The 16617-nt window shown below is 74.6% G+C and carries 8 protein-coding genes and 1 pseudogene; 6 read left to right on the top strand and 3 right to left on the bottom strand.

Features of this window, described 5'->3' with window-relative positions:
• Positions 1–831: 831 nt before the first annotated feature.
• Positions 832–1656 carry a hypothetical protein gene (locus ACH5AR_RS03600; RefSeq protein WP_396299730.1) on the bottom strand — a complete coding sequence of 275 codons (825 nt, stop codon included), beginning with the start codon at positions 1654–1656 and terminating at the stop codon, positions 832–834.
• A 210-nt stretch (positions 1657–1866) separates the two neighbouring features.
• Here ACH5AR_RS03600 and ACH5AR_RS03595 point away from each other — a divergent pair.
• Positions 1867–2502 (top strand): annotated as a pseudogene (locus ACH5AR_RS03595) (hypothetical protein); the annotation flags it as partial.
• 984 nt (positions 2503–3486) lie between these two features.
• Here ACH5AR_RS03595 and ACH5AR_RS03590 read toward each other — a convergent pair.
• Complete coding sequence (locus ACH5AR_RS03590; protein ID WP_396299729.1) at positions 3487–4470, bottom strand: LuxR C-terminal-related transcriptional regulator; 984 nt, start codon at positions 4468–4470, stop codon at positions 3487–3489.
• Between the two features lie 291 nt (positions 4471–4761).
• Here ACH5AR_RS03590 and ACH5AR_RS03585 point away from each other — a divergent pair, with 291 nt between their 5' ends.
• From ACH5AR_RS03585 to ACH5AR_RS03565, 5 genes are all read left to right on the top strand, one after another.
• On the top strand, positions 4762–5022 hold the full coding sequence (locus ACH5AR_RS03585) for a hypothetical protein (RefSeq protein WP_396299728.1): 261 nt from the start codon (positions 4762–4764) through the stop codon (positions 5020–5022).
• Between the two features lie 6 nt (positions 5023–5028).
• Positions 5029–5292, top strand: coding sequence for a hypothetical protein (locus tag ACH5AR_RS03580; RefSeq protein ID WP_396299727.1), 264 nt, complete (start codon positions 5029–5031; stop codon positions 5290–5292).
• A 321-nt stretch (positions 5293–5613) separates the two neighbouring features.
• Positions 5614–11814 carry a DNRLRE domain-containing protein gene (locus ACH5AR_RS03575; protein WP_396299726.1) on the top strand — a complete coding sequence of 2067 codons (6201 nt, stop codon included), beginning with the start codon at positions 5614–5616 and terminating at the stop codon, positions 11812–11814.
• Between the two features lie 150 nt (positions 11815–11964).
• Positions 11965–12519 carry a hypothetical protein gene (locus tag ACH5AR_RS03570; protein WP_396299725.1) on the top strand — a complete coding sequence of 185 codons (555 nt, stop codon included), beginning with the start codon at positions 11965–11967 and terminating at the stop codon, positions 12517–12519.
• A gap of 107 nt (positions 12520–12626) precedes the next feature.
• The gene (locus ACH5AR_RS03565) at positions 12627–15902 is read left to right on the top strand and encodes an SdrD B-like domain-containing protein (RefSeq protein WP_396299724.1); all 3276 of its coding nucleotides are present in this window, start codon (positions 12627–12629) and stop codon (positions 15900–15902) included.
• A gap of 128 nt (positions 15903–16030) precedes the next feature.
• On the opposite strand, the gene ACH5AR_RS03560 is transcribed toward ACH5AR_RS03565, so the two are convergent.
• Positions 16031–16507: a hypothetical protein gene (locus ACH5AR_RS03560; RefSeq protein ID WP_396299974.1), complete on the bottom strand. Its 477-nt coding sequence runs from the start codon at positions 16505–16507 to the stop codon at positions 16031–16033.
• Between the last annotated feature and the right edge of the window lie 110 nt (positions 16508–16617).

Raw genomic sequence — 16617 nt, 5'->3', positions numbered from 1 at the left:
CCCACAGCGCGAGCGCCAACGGCCGATCAGCGGATACTCGGCGAAGCCGCAGACCGCCAGCGCCGCAGACGGCCGGGGCCACACGCCCACCGATGCGCCCCACGGCCACACGCGAACGCTCCCGTACCCACCAACAACCTGCCGCCCACCCGGCTCGCCCCACACCCCGGGGAACACGTACGCGAAGTCGACGCGGTCCGCCCACCCGGCCCATCACGCCCACCGCCGACTCCGCACCCGCGCACGATGCCACGCCCAACCAAAGCCGCACGCCTACCGACTCCACCCCGCCACCCACCCGGCCCGGACTTCCTACGGCACCGGCCGCTCCAAGCCGACCAGGGCCGCAGCCGTCAGCGGCTGCACGACGAAGCCGCAGACGGCCGAAGCCACACGCGAACCCCCGCTCCCACCCACCAACAACCAGCGACCCCCACCACCGCGCAGCAGGCCCGCGGAATCGACGCAGCAGGCCCGCCCGGCCACGACGGCCACCCACGACCAACCTCATACCCCCGCACCACACCACGCCCAACCAAAGCCGCACGCCTACCGACTCGACCACGCCACCCACCCGGCCCGGACTCTTACGACCCCGACCACGGCAGGCCGCCCCCACCCACAGCCGCAGACTCGTGCGTCAGAGGCGGATCGACGGGCCGCAGACGGCCAACGCCCCGGGAAGCCGAGGCGCCGCGCGGCACACCCCACAGGGTGTCAGTGGCGGATCGGCGGCTGCTCGACGGAACCGTACGCGCGCAACTGGTACGGGAGGGTGGACGGCCAACGCCCCGGGAAGCCGAGGCGCCGCGCGGCACGCCCCACAGGGTGTCAGTGGCGGATCGGCGGCTGCTCGACGGAACCGTACGCGCGCAGCTGGTACGGGAGGGTGGACGGGCGGCGCCACTGGAGGTCGAGGCCGCAGGCGCCGAGGACGGTGCCGAAGGCGTGCCGCATCGCGTCCTGGGCGGCGGTGCGGGCGCGGGCGGCCCGTTCGGCCGCCGAGGTGTCGCCGTCGGCGGCGGCGGTCAGGCGGCGGGAGGGGTTCCAGCGGAGGTCGGCGACGCCGGTGGTGTCGTCGCCGTCGTCGACGGGCCGGCACGGGGTCAGGGTGATGCCGGGCGCGTGCAGGTGGTCGGCGACCGGCAGGCCGGCGAGTGCGGCGGTGCGGCGCACCGCGTCCACGACGTCCGCGCGGATGCCGAGGTCCTGCGGGCGGGCACCGGCCGGGGCCGGGCCCGGGACGTCCCAGTCGGCGGCGGGGCCGCCGGTGGGCCCGACCCGTGTCTCCCCGTCGGGCCGGCCGGGCGCGACCTCGATGCCGAAGGCCGGCAGCAGCTCGGCGAGCGCGTTCTGCATGGTGCTGACGACGACCCGCCGGGCGGCGGCGGCCGGCTGCCCGGGCTCTTCCATGGCCGCGGCGGCGGCCAGCCGGGGGCCGGGCTCCCAGTGCAGGGCGATCAGGCCCGCGCAGTGGTCGGCGTCGTCGTACGGGCGGGCCGGGCGCAGGTGGACGCCGGGGCCGTGCCCGCCGTACCCGACGGGCAGCCCGGCCAGCAGGAGCGCCTCGGTGACCCGGTCGGCGAGCAGCGGGTCGACCCGGGGCCCGCCGGGCCGCTCCGCAGCCGTGTCGCGCCGTGCGGCAGCCGTGTCCACGCCGTCCTCCTCCGGGTCCCGGGCGGCGGCCGTCCGCCTGCGCCCGAGCGTACGGCGTACCCGGGGCTCCCGTCGGCGAATCCCGGAACCCGGCCGCCGGCACGCGCCCGCCGGGGTCGGCGGGCGCGTCCCGACGGACGTCGGAGCACCGCGGGCACCCGAACAGGCGCCACTCCCGCCACCCCCGCCACCCCCTGCCCCCGCCACCTCCTGCCCCCGCCACCGACACCGCCGCCCGCCGAACCCCCGCCCGCGCTGGCCACCTTCGTCGGGCGCGCGCCGGAGCTGCGCGCCCTGGACGCCCTGCTCACCGCCCGGGAGACCGACCCGCCCGGCTCACCACCCGGCCCGCCCGCCGCCGGGTGCACGCTCACGGGCCCGGCCGGCGTCGGCAGGACCACCCTCGCCGTCGACTGGGCCCACCGGGTACGGGGCCGCTTCCCCGACGGCCGGATCTACGCCGACCTGCACGGCTGCTCCGTGGACGCCCCGCTCGCCCCGCGCACCGTGCTGGCCCGCTTCCTGCGCGCCCTCGGCATGCCCGGCGACCGGATCCCCCCGGCGGCGGACGAGGCGGCCGCGCTCTACCGCTCCCGGCCGGCCGACCGCCGGCTGCCCGTGGTCCTCGACAACGCCCGCGACGCCGAGCAGGTCCGCCCGCTGCTGTCGGGCGCCCCCGGCTGCCGCACGGTGGTCACCAGCCGCACCCGGCTCGGCGGGCCGGCCGTCCGCAACGGCGCCCGACCGCTGGTGCTCGGCGTCCTGCCCGGCGACCAGGCCCTCGAACTGCCGGCCCGGACGGTCGGCGAGCACCGCACCCGCGCCGAGCCGCGCGCCGCCGCCGAACTCACCGAGGCCTGCGGCCGACTGCCCCTCGCCCTGGCCGTGACCGCGAGCCGGCTCACCGCCTGCCCGGACCGCAGCCTGGCCGACCACGTCGCCGAACTCCGCGACGCCGGGCACCGGTTGAGCGCCCTCCGGATCGAGGGCGACGCCACTTCGGCGGTCCGCGCCGCCGTCGGCCTGTCCTACCGCTCGCTCCCCGGCGAGGCCCGCAGGCTGCTCCGGCTGCTCGCCCTGCTCCCGGCCGCCGGCATCGGCACCGAGGAGGCCGCCGCGCTGGCCGGCGCCCCGGCCGCCGCCGTCCGGCCCGTCCTCGGCCGGCTGGCCGCCGCCCATCTGCTGACCGTCGAGGGACGCGACCGCCACCGGCTCGACGACCTCCTGCGCCTGTACGCCGCCGAGCGCTGCTCCGTCGAGACCAGCGCCGCCGAGCGCCGCGCCGCCCTGGTCCGGCTCGGCTCCTGGCACCTGCACCGCGCGGCCGCTCCCCCGCCTTCCTCCCCGCCATCCGGCCGAGGACCTCCCCCGGCGCCCGGGCCACCACCTCCACGCCCGGGTCGAGGGGGACCGCCTGGCGGCCGAATCCGCCGACGCGGCCCCGCCGCCGGAGGACCCGCCGGCCGCCTGACCCTCGGCGGGCCGGGCAGCCGGCGACCGCAGGTCCCGGCAGGTCGGGCGGAGGTGCGTCCGGACGGCCGCCAGGATCGGGACGGCCCTGTCCGGCCCGAAGCCGTCGGGGTGCTGCGGCGAGGTGAACCGCCCGATCGTCAGGTCGACCGGCCCGGCCGGCTCTCAGGCCACTCGGCGGCCGACGTGCACCGGTCACGGCCCCGCGGGACCACCCGGTCCGGCCTGCCGTTGACGGTCTCCGGGTCGATCGCCGTCAGCCCGGCCACGTACGCCGCCGTGGGCGCGGCGTCCGGCTTCGGCGGCGGACCGCCGGGCTTCGCCGCCGCGGACGGAACCGCCGCGCCCTGCGGGGGGTGGCTACAGCCACCCCCGCCGGGCGGTCTTCAGCCCCGCCTCGAAGCGGCTCGCCGCCTCCAGCCGCTCCATCACCGCGGCCATCTGCCGCCGGACCGTCCGCACCGAGACGCCGAGCCGCTTGGCCGCCGCGTCGTCCGTGAGCCCGGTGGACAGCAGCCGCAGCAGCTCGCGCTCCCCGGAGGTCAGGGCCTCCGGTGCGGCCTCGTCCTGGTCCTCGATCGGGACGGCGGTCTCCCAGGCATGCTCGAACAGCGCGACCAGGGAGGCGACGATGCCCGGCTCCCTGGTGCACAGGGCGCCGGCCCTGGTGTTCTCCGGGTCGATCGGCACCACGGCCGTGCTCCGGTCGAAGACCAGCATCCGCGGCGGCAGCACCGGCGCGGTGCGCACCCGCCCGCCGAGGCCCACCATCCAGCGGGCGTAGGCGAGGGTCTCCGGGGCGTCGCGGATGCTGTCCTGGTAGATGGTGCGCAGGGTGACGCCGCGCCGCAGGGCGTCCTCGTCGAGCGGCCGGGACGCGGCCAGGCTGGCCGCGGACTGGGCACCGCCCGGCATCACCGCCAGGACCTCGGTGGTCAGCCGGGCGGTCAGCGACTCCAGCTTGTCCTGGACGGCGTCCAGGCCGAGCAGCCGCTCACGGCCGCCGACCGGGGTGTCCGTCCGGACCTTCGCGTACTCGCCGAGAGCACGCGCCACGGCCGCCTTGGAGGCGGCCAACTCCTGCTGCCGGCGCGCGATCTCCTCCTCCTGGCGGCGCAGCAGGATCTCCAGCCCGCGCTCCGGGCTGACCGGCCGCAGGGTGCCGGGCCGCTCCCGGGAGCTCCGCAGCAGGGTGAGGTCGGCGAGTCGGTCGAGGGCCGCGCGCACCGCGCCCTCGGACAGTCCGAGCCGCTCGCAGAGTTCCGCCACCCCACCCTCGGGGTCGGCGAGCATCTCCCGGTAGACGGATTCGGCAATGGCATCCAGCCCCAGCAGTTCCAGCACTTCACGACCCCTGATCCCCGTGGACGACTCCGTGTACCCGGTCGGCCCGGAGCCGATCCTTCCGCTGCCCGGATCGCGTTTGCAAGGGCATGATCCGGTCAGGCGCCCACGCTCCGCCGCTGCCCCGCGCGGTGTTGCAGCATGCTGCCTGTCCTGATCCTGCCCCCGCATTCGCTTCCCGCGGCGGGGGGCGGAACGGAATGATTCGCCGTGCGCGCATTCCCCGAATTACCGGACACCCAGAACTACGGCCTCTCTCACCGTAGTTCCCGCACAGAACAGGACTCCACCGTGTCCGTCCGCCCGCTCGCCGCCGTCCTCCTGGCCCTCGCCGTCGCCGGCTCCGCCGCACCCGCCTTCGCCGTCGCCCCGACCGCCGCCGACGCGGCGCCCGCCGCCGTCCCGGGCCCGGGCGGCGCCATCGGCTGGGACAGCCCCGCTCCCCGGTCCATCGGCTGGGACGTCCCCGGCGCCATCGGCTGGGACGTCCCCGCTCCCCGGTCCATCGCCTGGGACGCGCCGTCGGCCGGCGCCCCGGTCCGGCAGGTCTGACCTGCGGTGTTCGCCGTCCACCTGAACCTGCCGCCCGAGGCGGCCGCCCCCTCGGGAGAGGCGGAGGCCGCCGAGGTCCAGGCCGCGCTGTGGGCGCACGCCGGCCCGGACGACGGCCTGGAGCACGTGCGCGCCCGCGCCGTGCCGGACGGCGTGGGGCTGGTCCTCTACGTCCGCGCCGCCGACGAGACCGCGGCCCGGACGAGGGCGCAGGGCCTGCTGGCCCGGGCCCTGACGGCCCCGGACCGGCTCCCGCCCGACCCCCGGTAGCCGTACCGGGCACCGCCCACCGGCCGTACGTTTCACGCCCTCTCTCCCACCCGCGCGCCCCTCTCCCACCCGGCGCGCCGACCTTCCCGCCCAGGGCTCCGCTCCCCCACCGGCGCCCCACCGTCACGCCCGAGCGGCTTTCCGCTCGTGCGGGCGGCCTTCGACCGGTCCCACCCGGCCCGGACTTTGGCCGATTCATTACTGGCGCTTTACCCGGACATGGCTGACGTGCCCTCAGCACGTCGGCCGTGCCCACGTCCCCCCGTTTCCCCGACCACGCCATCCCCCGGAACCGACCCACCAGAGCAGCCGAGGAGTTCCATGTCACGCCCCACGGGCGGATCACCGCAGCACCGGCCCGAAGCCGGTTCACCGCCCCCCTCCGCACCGCGCCGCCGCAACGGCGTGCTGCGCAACACCGCCGTCGCCCTGGCGGTGGTGCTCTCCGTCGAGGCCGCCGCCGTCATCATGACGACCGGTCAGGCCGTCGCCGTCACCCCGGAGCAGGCCCCGAAGCCCGCCAAGGCCCAGGGCCCGGCCGAGGCCAAGGACATCGCCACCGCGCACCTCAAGGCCCGGCTGGAGAACCGCCGGATCGAGGTGGTCGACGAGCGCACCGAGTCGACCACCACCTGGATCAACCCGGACGGCACCACCACCCTGGACCTGGCCACCGGCCCGGTCCGCTACCGGGACAAGGCCGGGCGGCTCCAGCCGCTGGACACCGACCTGGTCCGGCAGCCGGACGGCTCCGTGAAGGCCAAGGGCCACCCCCTGAACCTCTCGCTGGCCGGCGCCACCCCGCCCGCCGCCGCCTCGGCGTTCAAGGCGGCCGGCGCCCCCGCGGGCGACCCGAAGGCCCCGACCACGCCGCTGGTGTCCCTGGACGACGGCCGGGGCACCGCCATGTCGCTGTCCTGGCGCGGCACCCTGCCGGCCCCCGTCCTCGACGGCGCCAAGGCCCGCTACCAGAACGCGCTCACCGCGACCGACCTGGTCATCGAGTCCACCCGGACGGGCTTCGAGCAGTTCCTGGAGCTCAAGGACCGCTCCGCGGTCGGCGCCAACGGCACCGTCACGATGACCCTGGACGCGGCCGGCCTCCAGGCCCGGCAGAACCCGGACGACTCGGTCTCCTTCCTCGACCCGAAGACCGGCGAGGAGAAGGGCCAGCTGCCCGCCCCGGTGATGTGGGACGCGCAGGTCGACGAGCGCAGCGGCGACCACACCCGCACCGCGCCGGTCGCCCTGAAGGTCACCCAGCACGGCGACGCCATCGACCTCACGCTCACCCCGGACGCCGCGTTCCTGAACGACCCGAAGACCGCGTACCCGGTCACCATCGACCCGGCGGTCAACATCGGCGTCGGCTTCGACACCTTCGTCCAGCAGGGCTACGCCACCGACGTCTCCTCGCAGACGGAGCTGAAGCTGGGCAACAACGGCTCCGGCCAGATCGCCCGCTCGTTCCTCCAGTTCCCGATGGCGAAGATCAGCGGGAAGCAGATCACCAGCGGCAAGCTCAACCTGTGGAACTTCCACAGCTGGTCCTGCACCGCCAAGAGCTGGGAGGTCTGGGACACCGGCTCCGCCACCACGGCCACCCGCTGGACGGCGCAGCCCGGCTGGAACCGGAAGTGGGCCACCTCCACCGCGACCAAGGGCTACTCCAGCTCCTGCAACGACGGCTGGGTGAACCAGGACATCACCGCCCTGGTCCAGGCCTGGGCCAACAACGGCAACGCCAACAACACCCTGGGCATCCGGGCCACCGACGAGTCCGACCCGTACGGCTGGAAGAAGTTCAACTCCGGCAACGCGACGTCCAACACGCCGTACCTGTCGGTGACGTACAACACCCCGCCGGCCGTCTCCACCCTGGTCTCCCCGGCGAACGCCGCGCTGACCAACGACACCACGCCGGCCCTGTCGGCGAAGGCGACCGACCCGGACGGCGGGAACATCGCGCTGGACTTCGAGGTCTGGACGTCGAGCGGCACCGCGGCCCTCCAGTCCGGCCGCACCGCGATGGCGGCCTCCGGCTCGACCTTCACCTGGACCCCGGGCACCAAGCTGGCGCAGGGCGCCTACAAGTGGCGCTCGCGCTCCTGGGACGGCACCGCCGCCAGCGCGTGGTCGGCCTTCCGCACCTTCACCGTGGACACCACCGCGCCGGGCGCCACCACCGTCTCCTCGGCGGACTTCCCGGCCGGCCAGTGGACGGGCACCCCGGACGCCAACGGCGACTACAGCGGCACCTTCACCTTCACCCCGCCGACCAGCGACGTGAAGGACCTCCAGTACAAGCTGGACGGCGGCGCCTGGGTCACCGCGGCGACCACCGGCACGCCGGTCAGCGCCAAGCTCACCTTCAAGGCCGGCTCCCACACCGTCACCGCGCACACCCGGGACGCGGCCGGCAACGTCTCCGCCGACAAGACGTACACCTTCTCGGCGGGCAAGGGCTCCGCCCTGGTCGCGCCCGGCGCGGGCGAGCGCCCGGCCCGCCGCACCACGCTGCTGGCCGAGGGCAACAGCACCTACACCGGGGTGCGCTACCAGTACCGCCGCGGCGAGACGGACGCCTGGAAGGACGTCCCGGTCGCCAACGTCGCCACCACCGACGGCAAGGCGGTGACGGCCTGGCCCTTCGCCGCCCCCGGCGGCAAGCCGGCCGCGCTGACCTGGAACATCACCGACACCCTGGCCGAGAACGGCCCGGTCGACGTGCGCGCGGTGTTCACCGACGGCACCGCCACCGACGCCACCGAGCCGAACACCGTCACGGTGGACCGCAACGCGGGCACCGCGCCGGAGACCAAGGTCGGCCCGGGCTCGGTGAACACCCTCACCGGTGACCTCACCCTCTCCGGTACCGACGCCGAGGCCTTCGGCCTGCACGCCGAGCGCTCCTTCTCCTCGCGCCGGCCCGCCAACGGCTCGGCCCAGGAGGGCCAGGCGGCGATCTTCGGCCCGCAGTGGAGCTCCGGCACCACCGCCGAGATCACCGACGCCGACTACTCCTACCTCCGCCAGACCTCGGCGACCTCCCTGTCGGTGGTCTCCGCGGACGGCTCCGAGGTCGGCTTCACCGCCACCGGGGCCGGCGGCTGGAAGCCCGAGCCCGGTGCCGAGAACCTCACCCTGACCGGCGCGTTCTCCGGCTCCTTCACCCTGAAGGACACCGAGGGCACCACCGTCACCTTCGCCAAGGTCGACCCGGCCGCCACCACCTGGCAGGCCTCCGCCTCCTCGCTGCCCAGTGACAACTCCACCACCTCGGTGGTCTCGGAGAAGGTCGTCTCCGGCGGCAGGACGCTGGCCCGCCCGAAGTACGTCGTCGCGCCCTCCTCGGCGACGGCCTCCGCCAACTGCGCGGCCGTGCCGTCCACGGCCGGCTGCCGGGTGCTGGAGTACGTCTACGCCGACGCCACCACCGCCACCGCGTCCGCCCTGGGCGACGTGGCCGGCCAGGTGAAGCAGATCCGCCTGTGGTCCACCGACCCCGGCGCCGCCACCGCCACCCCCGTCGTCGTCTCCCAGTACGCGTACGACGACCAGGGCCGGCTGCGCGAGGTCTGGGACCCGCGGATCAGCCCGGCGCTGAAGACCGCCTACGGCTACGACGCCGCCGGCCGGGTCACCACCGTGACCGAGCCCGGCGAGCTGCCGTGGACGCTGGAGTACGGCAAGGCCGGCAACGCCGCCACCGCCGGCGAGGGCATGCTGCTCGCCGCCTCCCGGCCCACCCTGAAGCAGGGCAGCAAGGACGTCACCGACGGCACCGCCACCACCTCGCTGGTCTACGACGTCCCGCTGAGCGGCGCCAACGCGCCGTACCCGCTGGCGCCGTCCGACGTCGCGGCCTGGGGCCAGAGCGACGCCCCGACCGACGCCACCGCCGTGCTGCCGCCCGACGCCGTCCCGGCCACCCACGACGGCAAGGCGCTCGGCACCGCCGGCTACAACCGCGCCTCGGTGACGTACACCAACGCCTCCGGCCGCGAGGTCAACACCGCCACCCCCGGCGGCGGCATCACCACCACCGAGTACAACGCCTACGGCAGCCCGGTGCGGACCCTCTCCGCCGAGAACCGCATCCTCGCCCTGGCCACCACCGGCAGCGACCTCAACAAGCTGCGCGCCCTCGGCATCGCCGGCCGCTCGACGGCCGACCGCGCCCAGGTGCTCTCCTCCACCTCGCTCTACTCCGCCGACGGCAAGCGCCTGCTGGAGCAGTACGACCCGCTGCAGCTGGTCACCCTGGAGCACGACCTGGCGGCCTCCGGCACCAGCCCGGCGCTGGCCGCCGGCGACGAGGTCCCGGCCCGCGCCCACACCGTCACCGGTTACGACGAGGGCCGCCCGGCCACCGCCGCGGTCAGCGACCTGGCCACCTCGGTGACGGTCGGCGCCCGGATCGACGGCTACGCGGCCGACGCCGACACCCGCACCACCGCCACCGGCTACGACTGGGCCCAGGGCCTGCCCACCCGGTCCGTCCAGGACCCGGCCGGCCTGAAGATCACCACCGCCACCGGCTACGACGCCAGCGGCCGGGTGACCTCGCAGTCCCGCCCGAACTCCACCGGCTCCGACGCGGCCACCACGGTGACCACCTACTACACCGGCACCGGGACGGGCGCCTGCGCCGGCCACCCCGAGTGGGCCGACCTGGTCTGCTCCGTCGCCCCGGCCGCCCAGGCCACCGGCGGCGGCAACCCGCCGCAGCTGCCGACGAAGACCTTCCAGTACGACCGCTGGGGCAACGTCGCCGTCCAGACCGAGACCGCCAACGGCGTCACCCGCACCACCACCCGCAGCTACGACGCGGCCGGCCGCCCGCTGCGGATCTCCGTCACCGGCGGCACCGGCACCGCCGTCGCCGACACCGTGCTCGGCTACGACCCGGCCACCGGCGAGCTGGCCACGATCAACAACGGCAAGGCCACCATCACCCAGGGCTACGACAAGCTCGGCCGCCAGGTCTCCTACGACGACGGCGCCGGCAACGTCACCACCACCGAGTACGACAAGCTCGACCGCCCGGTGAAGAAGTCCGACTCGGTGCCGTCCACCGTGACCTACGGCTACGACACCGCCAAGGACCCGCGCGGCCTGCCCACCTCGCTGACCGACTCGGTGGCCGGCACCTTCACCGCCGCCTACGACGTCGAGGGCCGGCTGGTCTCCCAGACCATGCCCGGCGGCAACACCCTGACCAGCAGCTACGACAGCCGGGGCATCCAGACCGGCAAGACCTACACCAACCAGGCGGGCACCGTCCTGCTGGCCGACACCGCCGACTACACCGTCCACGGACAGCAGGCCGGCCGCACCCAGAGCGACGGCAACAGCACCACCAGCAGCTACACCTACGACGCCACCGGCCGCCTCACCAAGGCCGCCGACAGCACCGGCCTGGCCTGCGCCACCCGGAGCTACGCGTTCGACAAGAGCAGCAACCGCACCAACCGCACCACCGTCACCGACGACTGCGACCCGGCCACCGCCGACGCCGTCACCCAGGCCGAGACCCACGGCTACGACACCGCCGACCGCCTCACCGACGCCGGCTACGTCTACGACGCCTTCGGCCGCACCACCGCCCTGCCGAAGGGCACCCAGGTCGGCTACTACACCAACGACCTGGTCCGCACCGAGACCTTCGGCGACGCCCGCCGCACCTGGGACCTGGACGCCTCGGGCCGCCTCGCCGCCTCCACCACCGAGACCAGGAACGCCGACGGCACCTGGAGCGTCACGGCCCAGGACACCCGGCACTTCGACGGCGGCAACGACAGCCCGTCCTGGTCCAAGGACGCGGCCGGCAAGCTCACCCGCAACGTCCTCGACCTGACCGGCCAGCTCACCGCCGCCACCGGCACCGACGGCGGCGCGGTCCTGCTGCTGACCAACCTGCACGGCGACGTGTCCGTCCAGATGTCCCCGGACGGCACCGAGGACCTCGCCGTCTACCACTACGACGAGTACGGCAACACCGTCGACTCCACCGGCACCACCGAGTACGGCTGGCTCGGCGGGGCGCAGCGCGAGAACGACAGCCTCTCCGGCCTGACCCTGATGGGCGTGCGGCTGTACGACGCGACCACCGGCCGGTTCCTCCAGACCGACCCGGTCCTGGAGGGCTCGCCGAACGCCTACGGCTACCCGGTCGACCCGATCACCATGGACGACCTGACCGGCCTGTCCTGGCGCAAGAAGTGGACCGCGTACTTCAGCCGGGCCGAGGGCAACACCATCGGCGCCCTGCTGTACGTCTCCGGCAAGGTCTCGCAGGCCATCTCCAAGATCCTGCGCAAGCTGCCGCACATCGCCGCCCGGGCCGCCGGCTACGTCCTGTGGGCGCTGTCCTACCTGATGAAGAAGGTCGGCAAGCAGTTCATCAAGGCCGCCAACAAGCGCGGCAGCCACGGGGTGATCTTCACCTTCGGGATCTGGCGCTCCAGCCACTGGTGGGTGCCGGACCGTCCGATCTACCGGGTGAACCCGCGGTACTGAGCCGCGGCGGGCGCCTGACCGACGCTCCACCGACGCAGGACAGGTGAGGCCGGGCCCGGGGGGTGATCCCCGGGCCCGGCCGCCGCCTTTCCCGCGGATGATCATCCGGGCGTAGGCTCTCGGCTGATCACAGGGGCAGGAGAGGAAGACATGGGCCAGAAGATCATCAGGTTCTCGGACCTGACCGGCAGGCACGCGGAGCACGACGGGGACCTGGTGCGGATGGTGGTGCTCCGGCACCCCGACCTGACGGACGGTCCGGTCGAGATCGACGCGCTCGCCGGGGAGTTGGACGGCGTACGGGAGCTGGAGCTGGACCTCGTCACGGTCGAGCTGCACCACCCGGACCGGGCGGAGCCGCAGACGGTGGTGATGGAGGCCGCGGCCTTCGACCGGCTCGCCTCGGCCGCGCCGATGGCCGAGGTGCTGCGCGGCGCCCGCCCCGCCGCCCGCCCCGCCGCGGCCGGGCGGGCGCTGCCCTCCGGCCGGGACCGGGTCGACTACGCGAGCCTGGAGCACGCCGGGCGCCCGCACAAGGGCCGCACCACCGAGGCCGAGAAGCAGATCGTCCAGCGGCACCTGGAGACGATCAACGAGCGGCTCGCCGCCGAGGGCGTACGGACCATCGACCCGGAGAACGCCGAGCACGTGACCCGCTACGGACTGGACGTCCTGGCCCGCGAGACCGGCGTGATGTTCGGCTGACCGGCCCGGCACCGCACCGGTCGGGCGACCGCCGAGCAGGTGATTGGCGGCCACCGCTCCTCGTGTCGCCGATCGGGGCGAGGGCGCGATCCGTTGGACTGCCCGCTATGCGACTTCCACTCCGGACCGGGCGGATCGCCTCGGTCCTGGCGCTGGTGGCGGGCACGCTGCTGAGCAGCAGCGTGCTGGCCCCGCCGGCCCAGGCCGCGATCTCCTTCACCAAGAGCGCCGACAAGGCGACCGCCTCCCCGGGGGAGAACGTCACCTTCACCCTGCGCTACACCTGCTCCATCACCGAGTGCACGGGCGGGGAGATCCTCGACACCCTGCCGGCGAACATGCAGTTCCTCGGCTGGACGCCGGACCCGTCCACGGTGGACGTGGCCGCCTCCACCGTGCCCGCCGCGGGCGCGATGGGCGGCACCATGGACATCCGGCTGCAGAACCTGAGCCCGGGCACCACCGCCACCGTCTCGGTGACGATGAAGTACCCCAACTTCAGCACCCCGAACGGCACCGCCTCGACCAACTCGGCCACCATGTCGGCCACCGGCGAGACCTCGCAGACCGCCGCCGCCGGCACCAGGGCGCAGGTGCAGCCGCAGTACACGGTCACCAAGGGCATCCAGGCCTCCAGCAGTGACGGACGCACCGTCACCTACCGGTTCAGTGCCTGCGCCACCGACAACGTGCCCAACGTCGACCTGGACACCAGCCGCCTGCTGGACACCCTGCCGCCCGGCGCGGTGGTGGACACCGGCCGCTCGCCCGGCTGGTCGCAGGTAGCGCCCGGTCCGAACACCTGGGGCTACGACATCGGCCCGTTCGTGTCCGGCAACGGGCGCGGCGGCTGCCGCCTGCCCGGCGCCCTGGTCGTCCACTACCCGGAGGCCTCCTTCCCGGACGGGACCACCTCCGACAACACGGTGGACCTGCTCGGCGCCCCGCTCACCGAGGCCGAACGGCCGCTGGACACCGCCGGCACCACCACCGGCCAGTTCCGGCCGCCGGTCACCGGGGCGCAGGTGACCGCCGGCAAGTCCTGGCGCGAGACGACCACCTCCGGCGACCTCAACTCCTTCAGCCTGTCGGCCACCAACACCTCCGGCCCGGCCACCAGCCTGACCATCACCGACCCCGGCGCGGGCTCCACCGACGGCATCTACAACTGGGTCTTCCCGCAGTCGATCCAGCTGGAGCCGTGGAACCCGGCCGGCATCCGGCTGACCCTCCGGTACCGCCTCAACGGCGACCCGACCTGGCACACCTTCACCCCGGGCGCCCCGTTCGACGGCTCCGCCGCCCGCCGGGTGACCTTCGGGACGGGCGCGGGCTCCCCGGCCGACGACGTGCTCGGCATCCCGGCCGGGCGGTGGCTGGACGGGCTGCGGCTCACCTGGGACGGCCCGATCCCGACCGGCTGGAGCCCCGGCAACGCGGTGCAGCTGGTCACCCAGGTCGCCACCCCCGGCCACGACGGCCGCCAGGCCCCCGCGCCGCTGACCAACTGCGTGGACACCAGCGCCACCGACGGCACCAGCACCGCGACGGCCAACGCCTGCGCCCGGACCACCGTCACCCCGGCGACCAACCTCGGCGCGGCCAAGACCACCGTCGCCGGCGAGCTCTCGGCGCCCGGCGGGACGGCGACCTTCGAGGTCATCCCGTACAACCGCAGCGCCCACGACCTGGACCGCCCGCTCGTCCTCTACGACGTGCTGCCGGCCGGCGTGGTCTACATCGACGGCTCGGCCCGGCCGGACCCGAGCTACCCGGACGCCAGGGCCCCTTCGTCGATCACGGTGACCCCGGGCCCGGACGGCCGGCAGGTCCTGCGGATGGAGTGGCCGGCCGGCGCGCCGGACTCGACGTACCTGAACGACCCGCTGGCCTACCGGATGCTCTTCGACGTCCAGGTCGCCAACAGCGTCCGCGCCGGTGAGCTGACCAACGACGTCTACGTCACCGTGGACCGGCCCACCCACCCGGTCTCCTGCACGTACTCCGGCTCCGACAGCGGCAGCACCCCGGACGTGCTCGACCTCAACGGCAACGGCGACACCACCGAGCTGCTGTGCCACGCCTCCTCGCGGATCCGGGTGGACGTACCCGCGGTGCTGCGCTCCTACAAGGAGGTCAAGGGGGACCTGGACGCCGACTACGTCAGCATCGGCACCGCCACCCCGGGCGGCCAGACCTCCTGGCGGATGACCGTGCGCAACGACTCGCCGGACCCGGTCAGCGAGTTCGTCGCCTACGACCAGCTGCCCGCCCCGGGCGACGACTACGTGCTCACCCAGGACGCCAAGCGCGGCAGCACCTGGACGCCGTCCCTCAGCCGGCCGATCACCGCCAGCGACCCGACCGTGCTGATCGAGTACAGCACCGACCCCGACCCCTGCGTCGAGGCCGTGATCGCCGACCGCACCGGCTGCAACAGCGCGGCGGTCTGGAGCACCACCTTCCCCGGCCCGGGCACGGCCACCTGGTTCCGCGTCCACCGCCCCGGCGCCATGGCCCCCGGCGAGTCCTTCACGCTCACCTGGCCGATGGTCGCCTCCTACGACGCCCCCGAGGGCGACTACGCGTGGAACAGCTTCGCCTACACGGCCACCGACGCGGCCGGCCGCCCGCTGCTGCCGGCCGAGCCCGCCAAGGTCGGCGTCGCGGTCAAGCGCGTCGCACCCTCCGACAACGCGCTGGGCGACTTCGTCTGGCACGACCGGGACGGCTCCGGCGTCCAGAAGCCCGGTGACGAGGGCATCGCCGGGGTGACCGTGCACCTGCTCGACGGCTCCGGCCAGCCCGTCCGGGACAAGGACGGCAAGCCCGTCACCACCGTCACGGACGCGACCGGCCACTACCTCTTCGACCACCTGCCCGACGGCAGCTACCAGGTCCGGTTCGACCTGGCCACGCTGCCCCGGGGCGCCAAGGCCACCACCCGGCACGCCGGGACCGACCCGGCCAGGGACTCCGACGCCGACCCGGCCACCGGCCTCACCCAGGTCGTCACCCTCGGCGGCGGCCAGCGCTACCTCGACCTCGACATGGGCGTGATCCTCCAGAGCTCCTCGCCGAGCCCCTCGCCCTCGCCGTCACCGACCTCCTCGCCGACCTCCTCGCCGAGCCCGAGTCCGTCGCCGAGTCCGTCGCCCTCCCCCACCTCCTCGCCGTCCCCGTCGCCGAGCCACTCGCCGAGCCACTCGCCGAGCGCGACCCACAGCCGCCCCCACACCCCGCGCCCGTCGGAGAGCGGCACGCTGCCCCCCACCGGCGGCTCCTCCTCCGACACGCTGGTCGGGGCGCTCGGCGCCATCACCCTCGTCGGCGGCGGCACCCTCTGCTTCGTCGCCTACCGCCGGCCGGGCCGCCACAGCTGACGCCCGCCCGGACCCTCGAACGCGCCGGTGGCGCCACCCCAGGCCGGGGCGGCGCCACCGGCGCGTTGCGTGCTCTGGGGCGTGTCTGACAATTCGCCGCGCACCCGGCGAGAATTGTCAGACACGCCCTAGTCCAGCTGGGAGAGCGCGTCGGTGATCAGCCTGGTGGCGAACTCCTCGCCGTTGCCGGAGATCCGGTTGATGTACTCCGCGAGCAGCACCACCGTGGCCTCCAGCGGGTTCATCTCCTCCTTGGTCCACGGTCCGTACTGGGCGCGCCAGAGGTTGGGGCTCAGTCCGGTGCCGGCCGCGATGAGCAGGCCCGCCATGGTGGGGACGACCTCGGGGCTGAAGGTCCTCGGCATCATCCGCATGGTGGCCACGAGGCTCGGGATCGCGTGCTCGATCACGTCCTCCTCCTGCTGCTCGAAGGCCGAGCGCAGCCAGTTCATGTACATGAAGACCAGCGTGCAGGCGCCTTCCACCAGCGCCTCGGCCTGCTCCGGGCCGAAGGACGCGGTGAGCTGGTCGACCAACCGCTGGTGCTCGGGCGTCGTCCCGGACCTGCCGTCGTAGACGGCCTTGAGCCGGGAGTCGACGACCATGAGCGCCGCGCTCACGTCGCCGACGGGGGCGTGCTTGGGGTCGCAGGACGGCACGGGACTCCTCCTAGAGCGGCCACGGCCGGTGGGGCCGGCCCGTTCGTAGGGTAGGC

This window comes from Kitasatospora sp. NPDC018619 (assembly GCF_044391605.1).
In the GTDB taxonomy this organism is placed as follows: Bacteria; Actinomycetota; Actinomycetes; order Streptomycetales; family Streptomycetaceae; genus Kitasatospora.
Note: the sequence above shows the minus strand (reverse complement) of the source record. Positions and strands in the feature narration are given on the sequence as shown.

Coding starts and splice junctions, on each gene's coding strand:
- ACH5AR_RS03575 (WP_396299726.1), top strand. CDS start 5,614: ATGTCACGCCCCACGGGCGGATCACCGCAGCACCGGCCCGAAGCCGGT.
- ACH5AR_RS03570 (WP_396299725.1), top strand. CDS start 11,965: ATGGGCCAGAAGATCATCAGGTTCTCGGACCTGACCGGCAGGCACGCG.
- ACH5AR_RS03565 (WP_396299724.1), top strand. CDS start 12,627: ATGCGACTTCCACTCCGGACCGGGCGGATCGCCTCGGTCCTGGCGCTG.
- ACH5AR_RS03560 (WP_396299974.1), bottom strand. CDS start 16,507: ATGGTCGTCGACTCCCGGCTCAAGGCCGTCTACGACGGCAGGTCCGGG.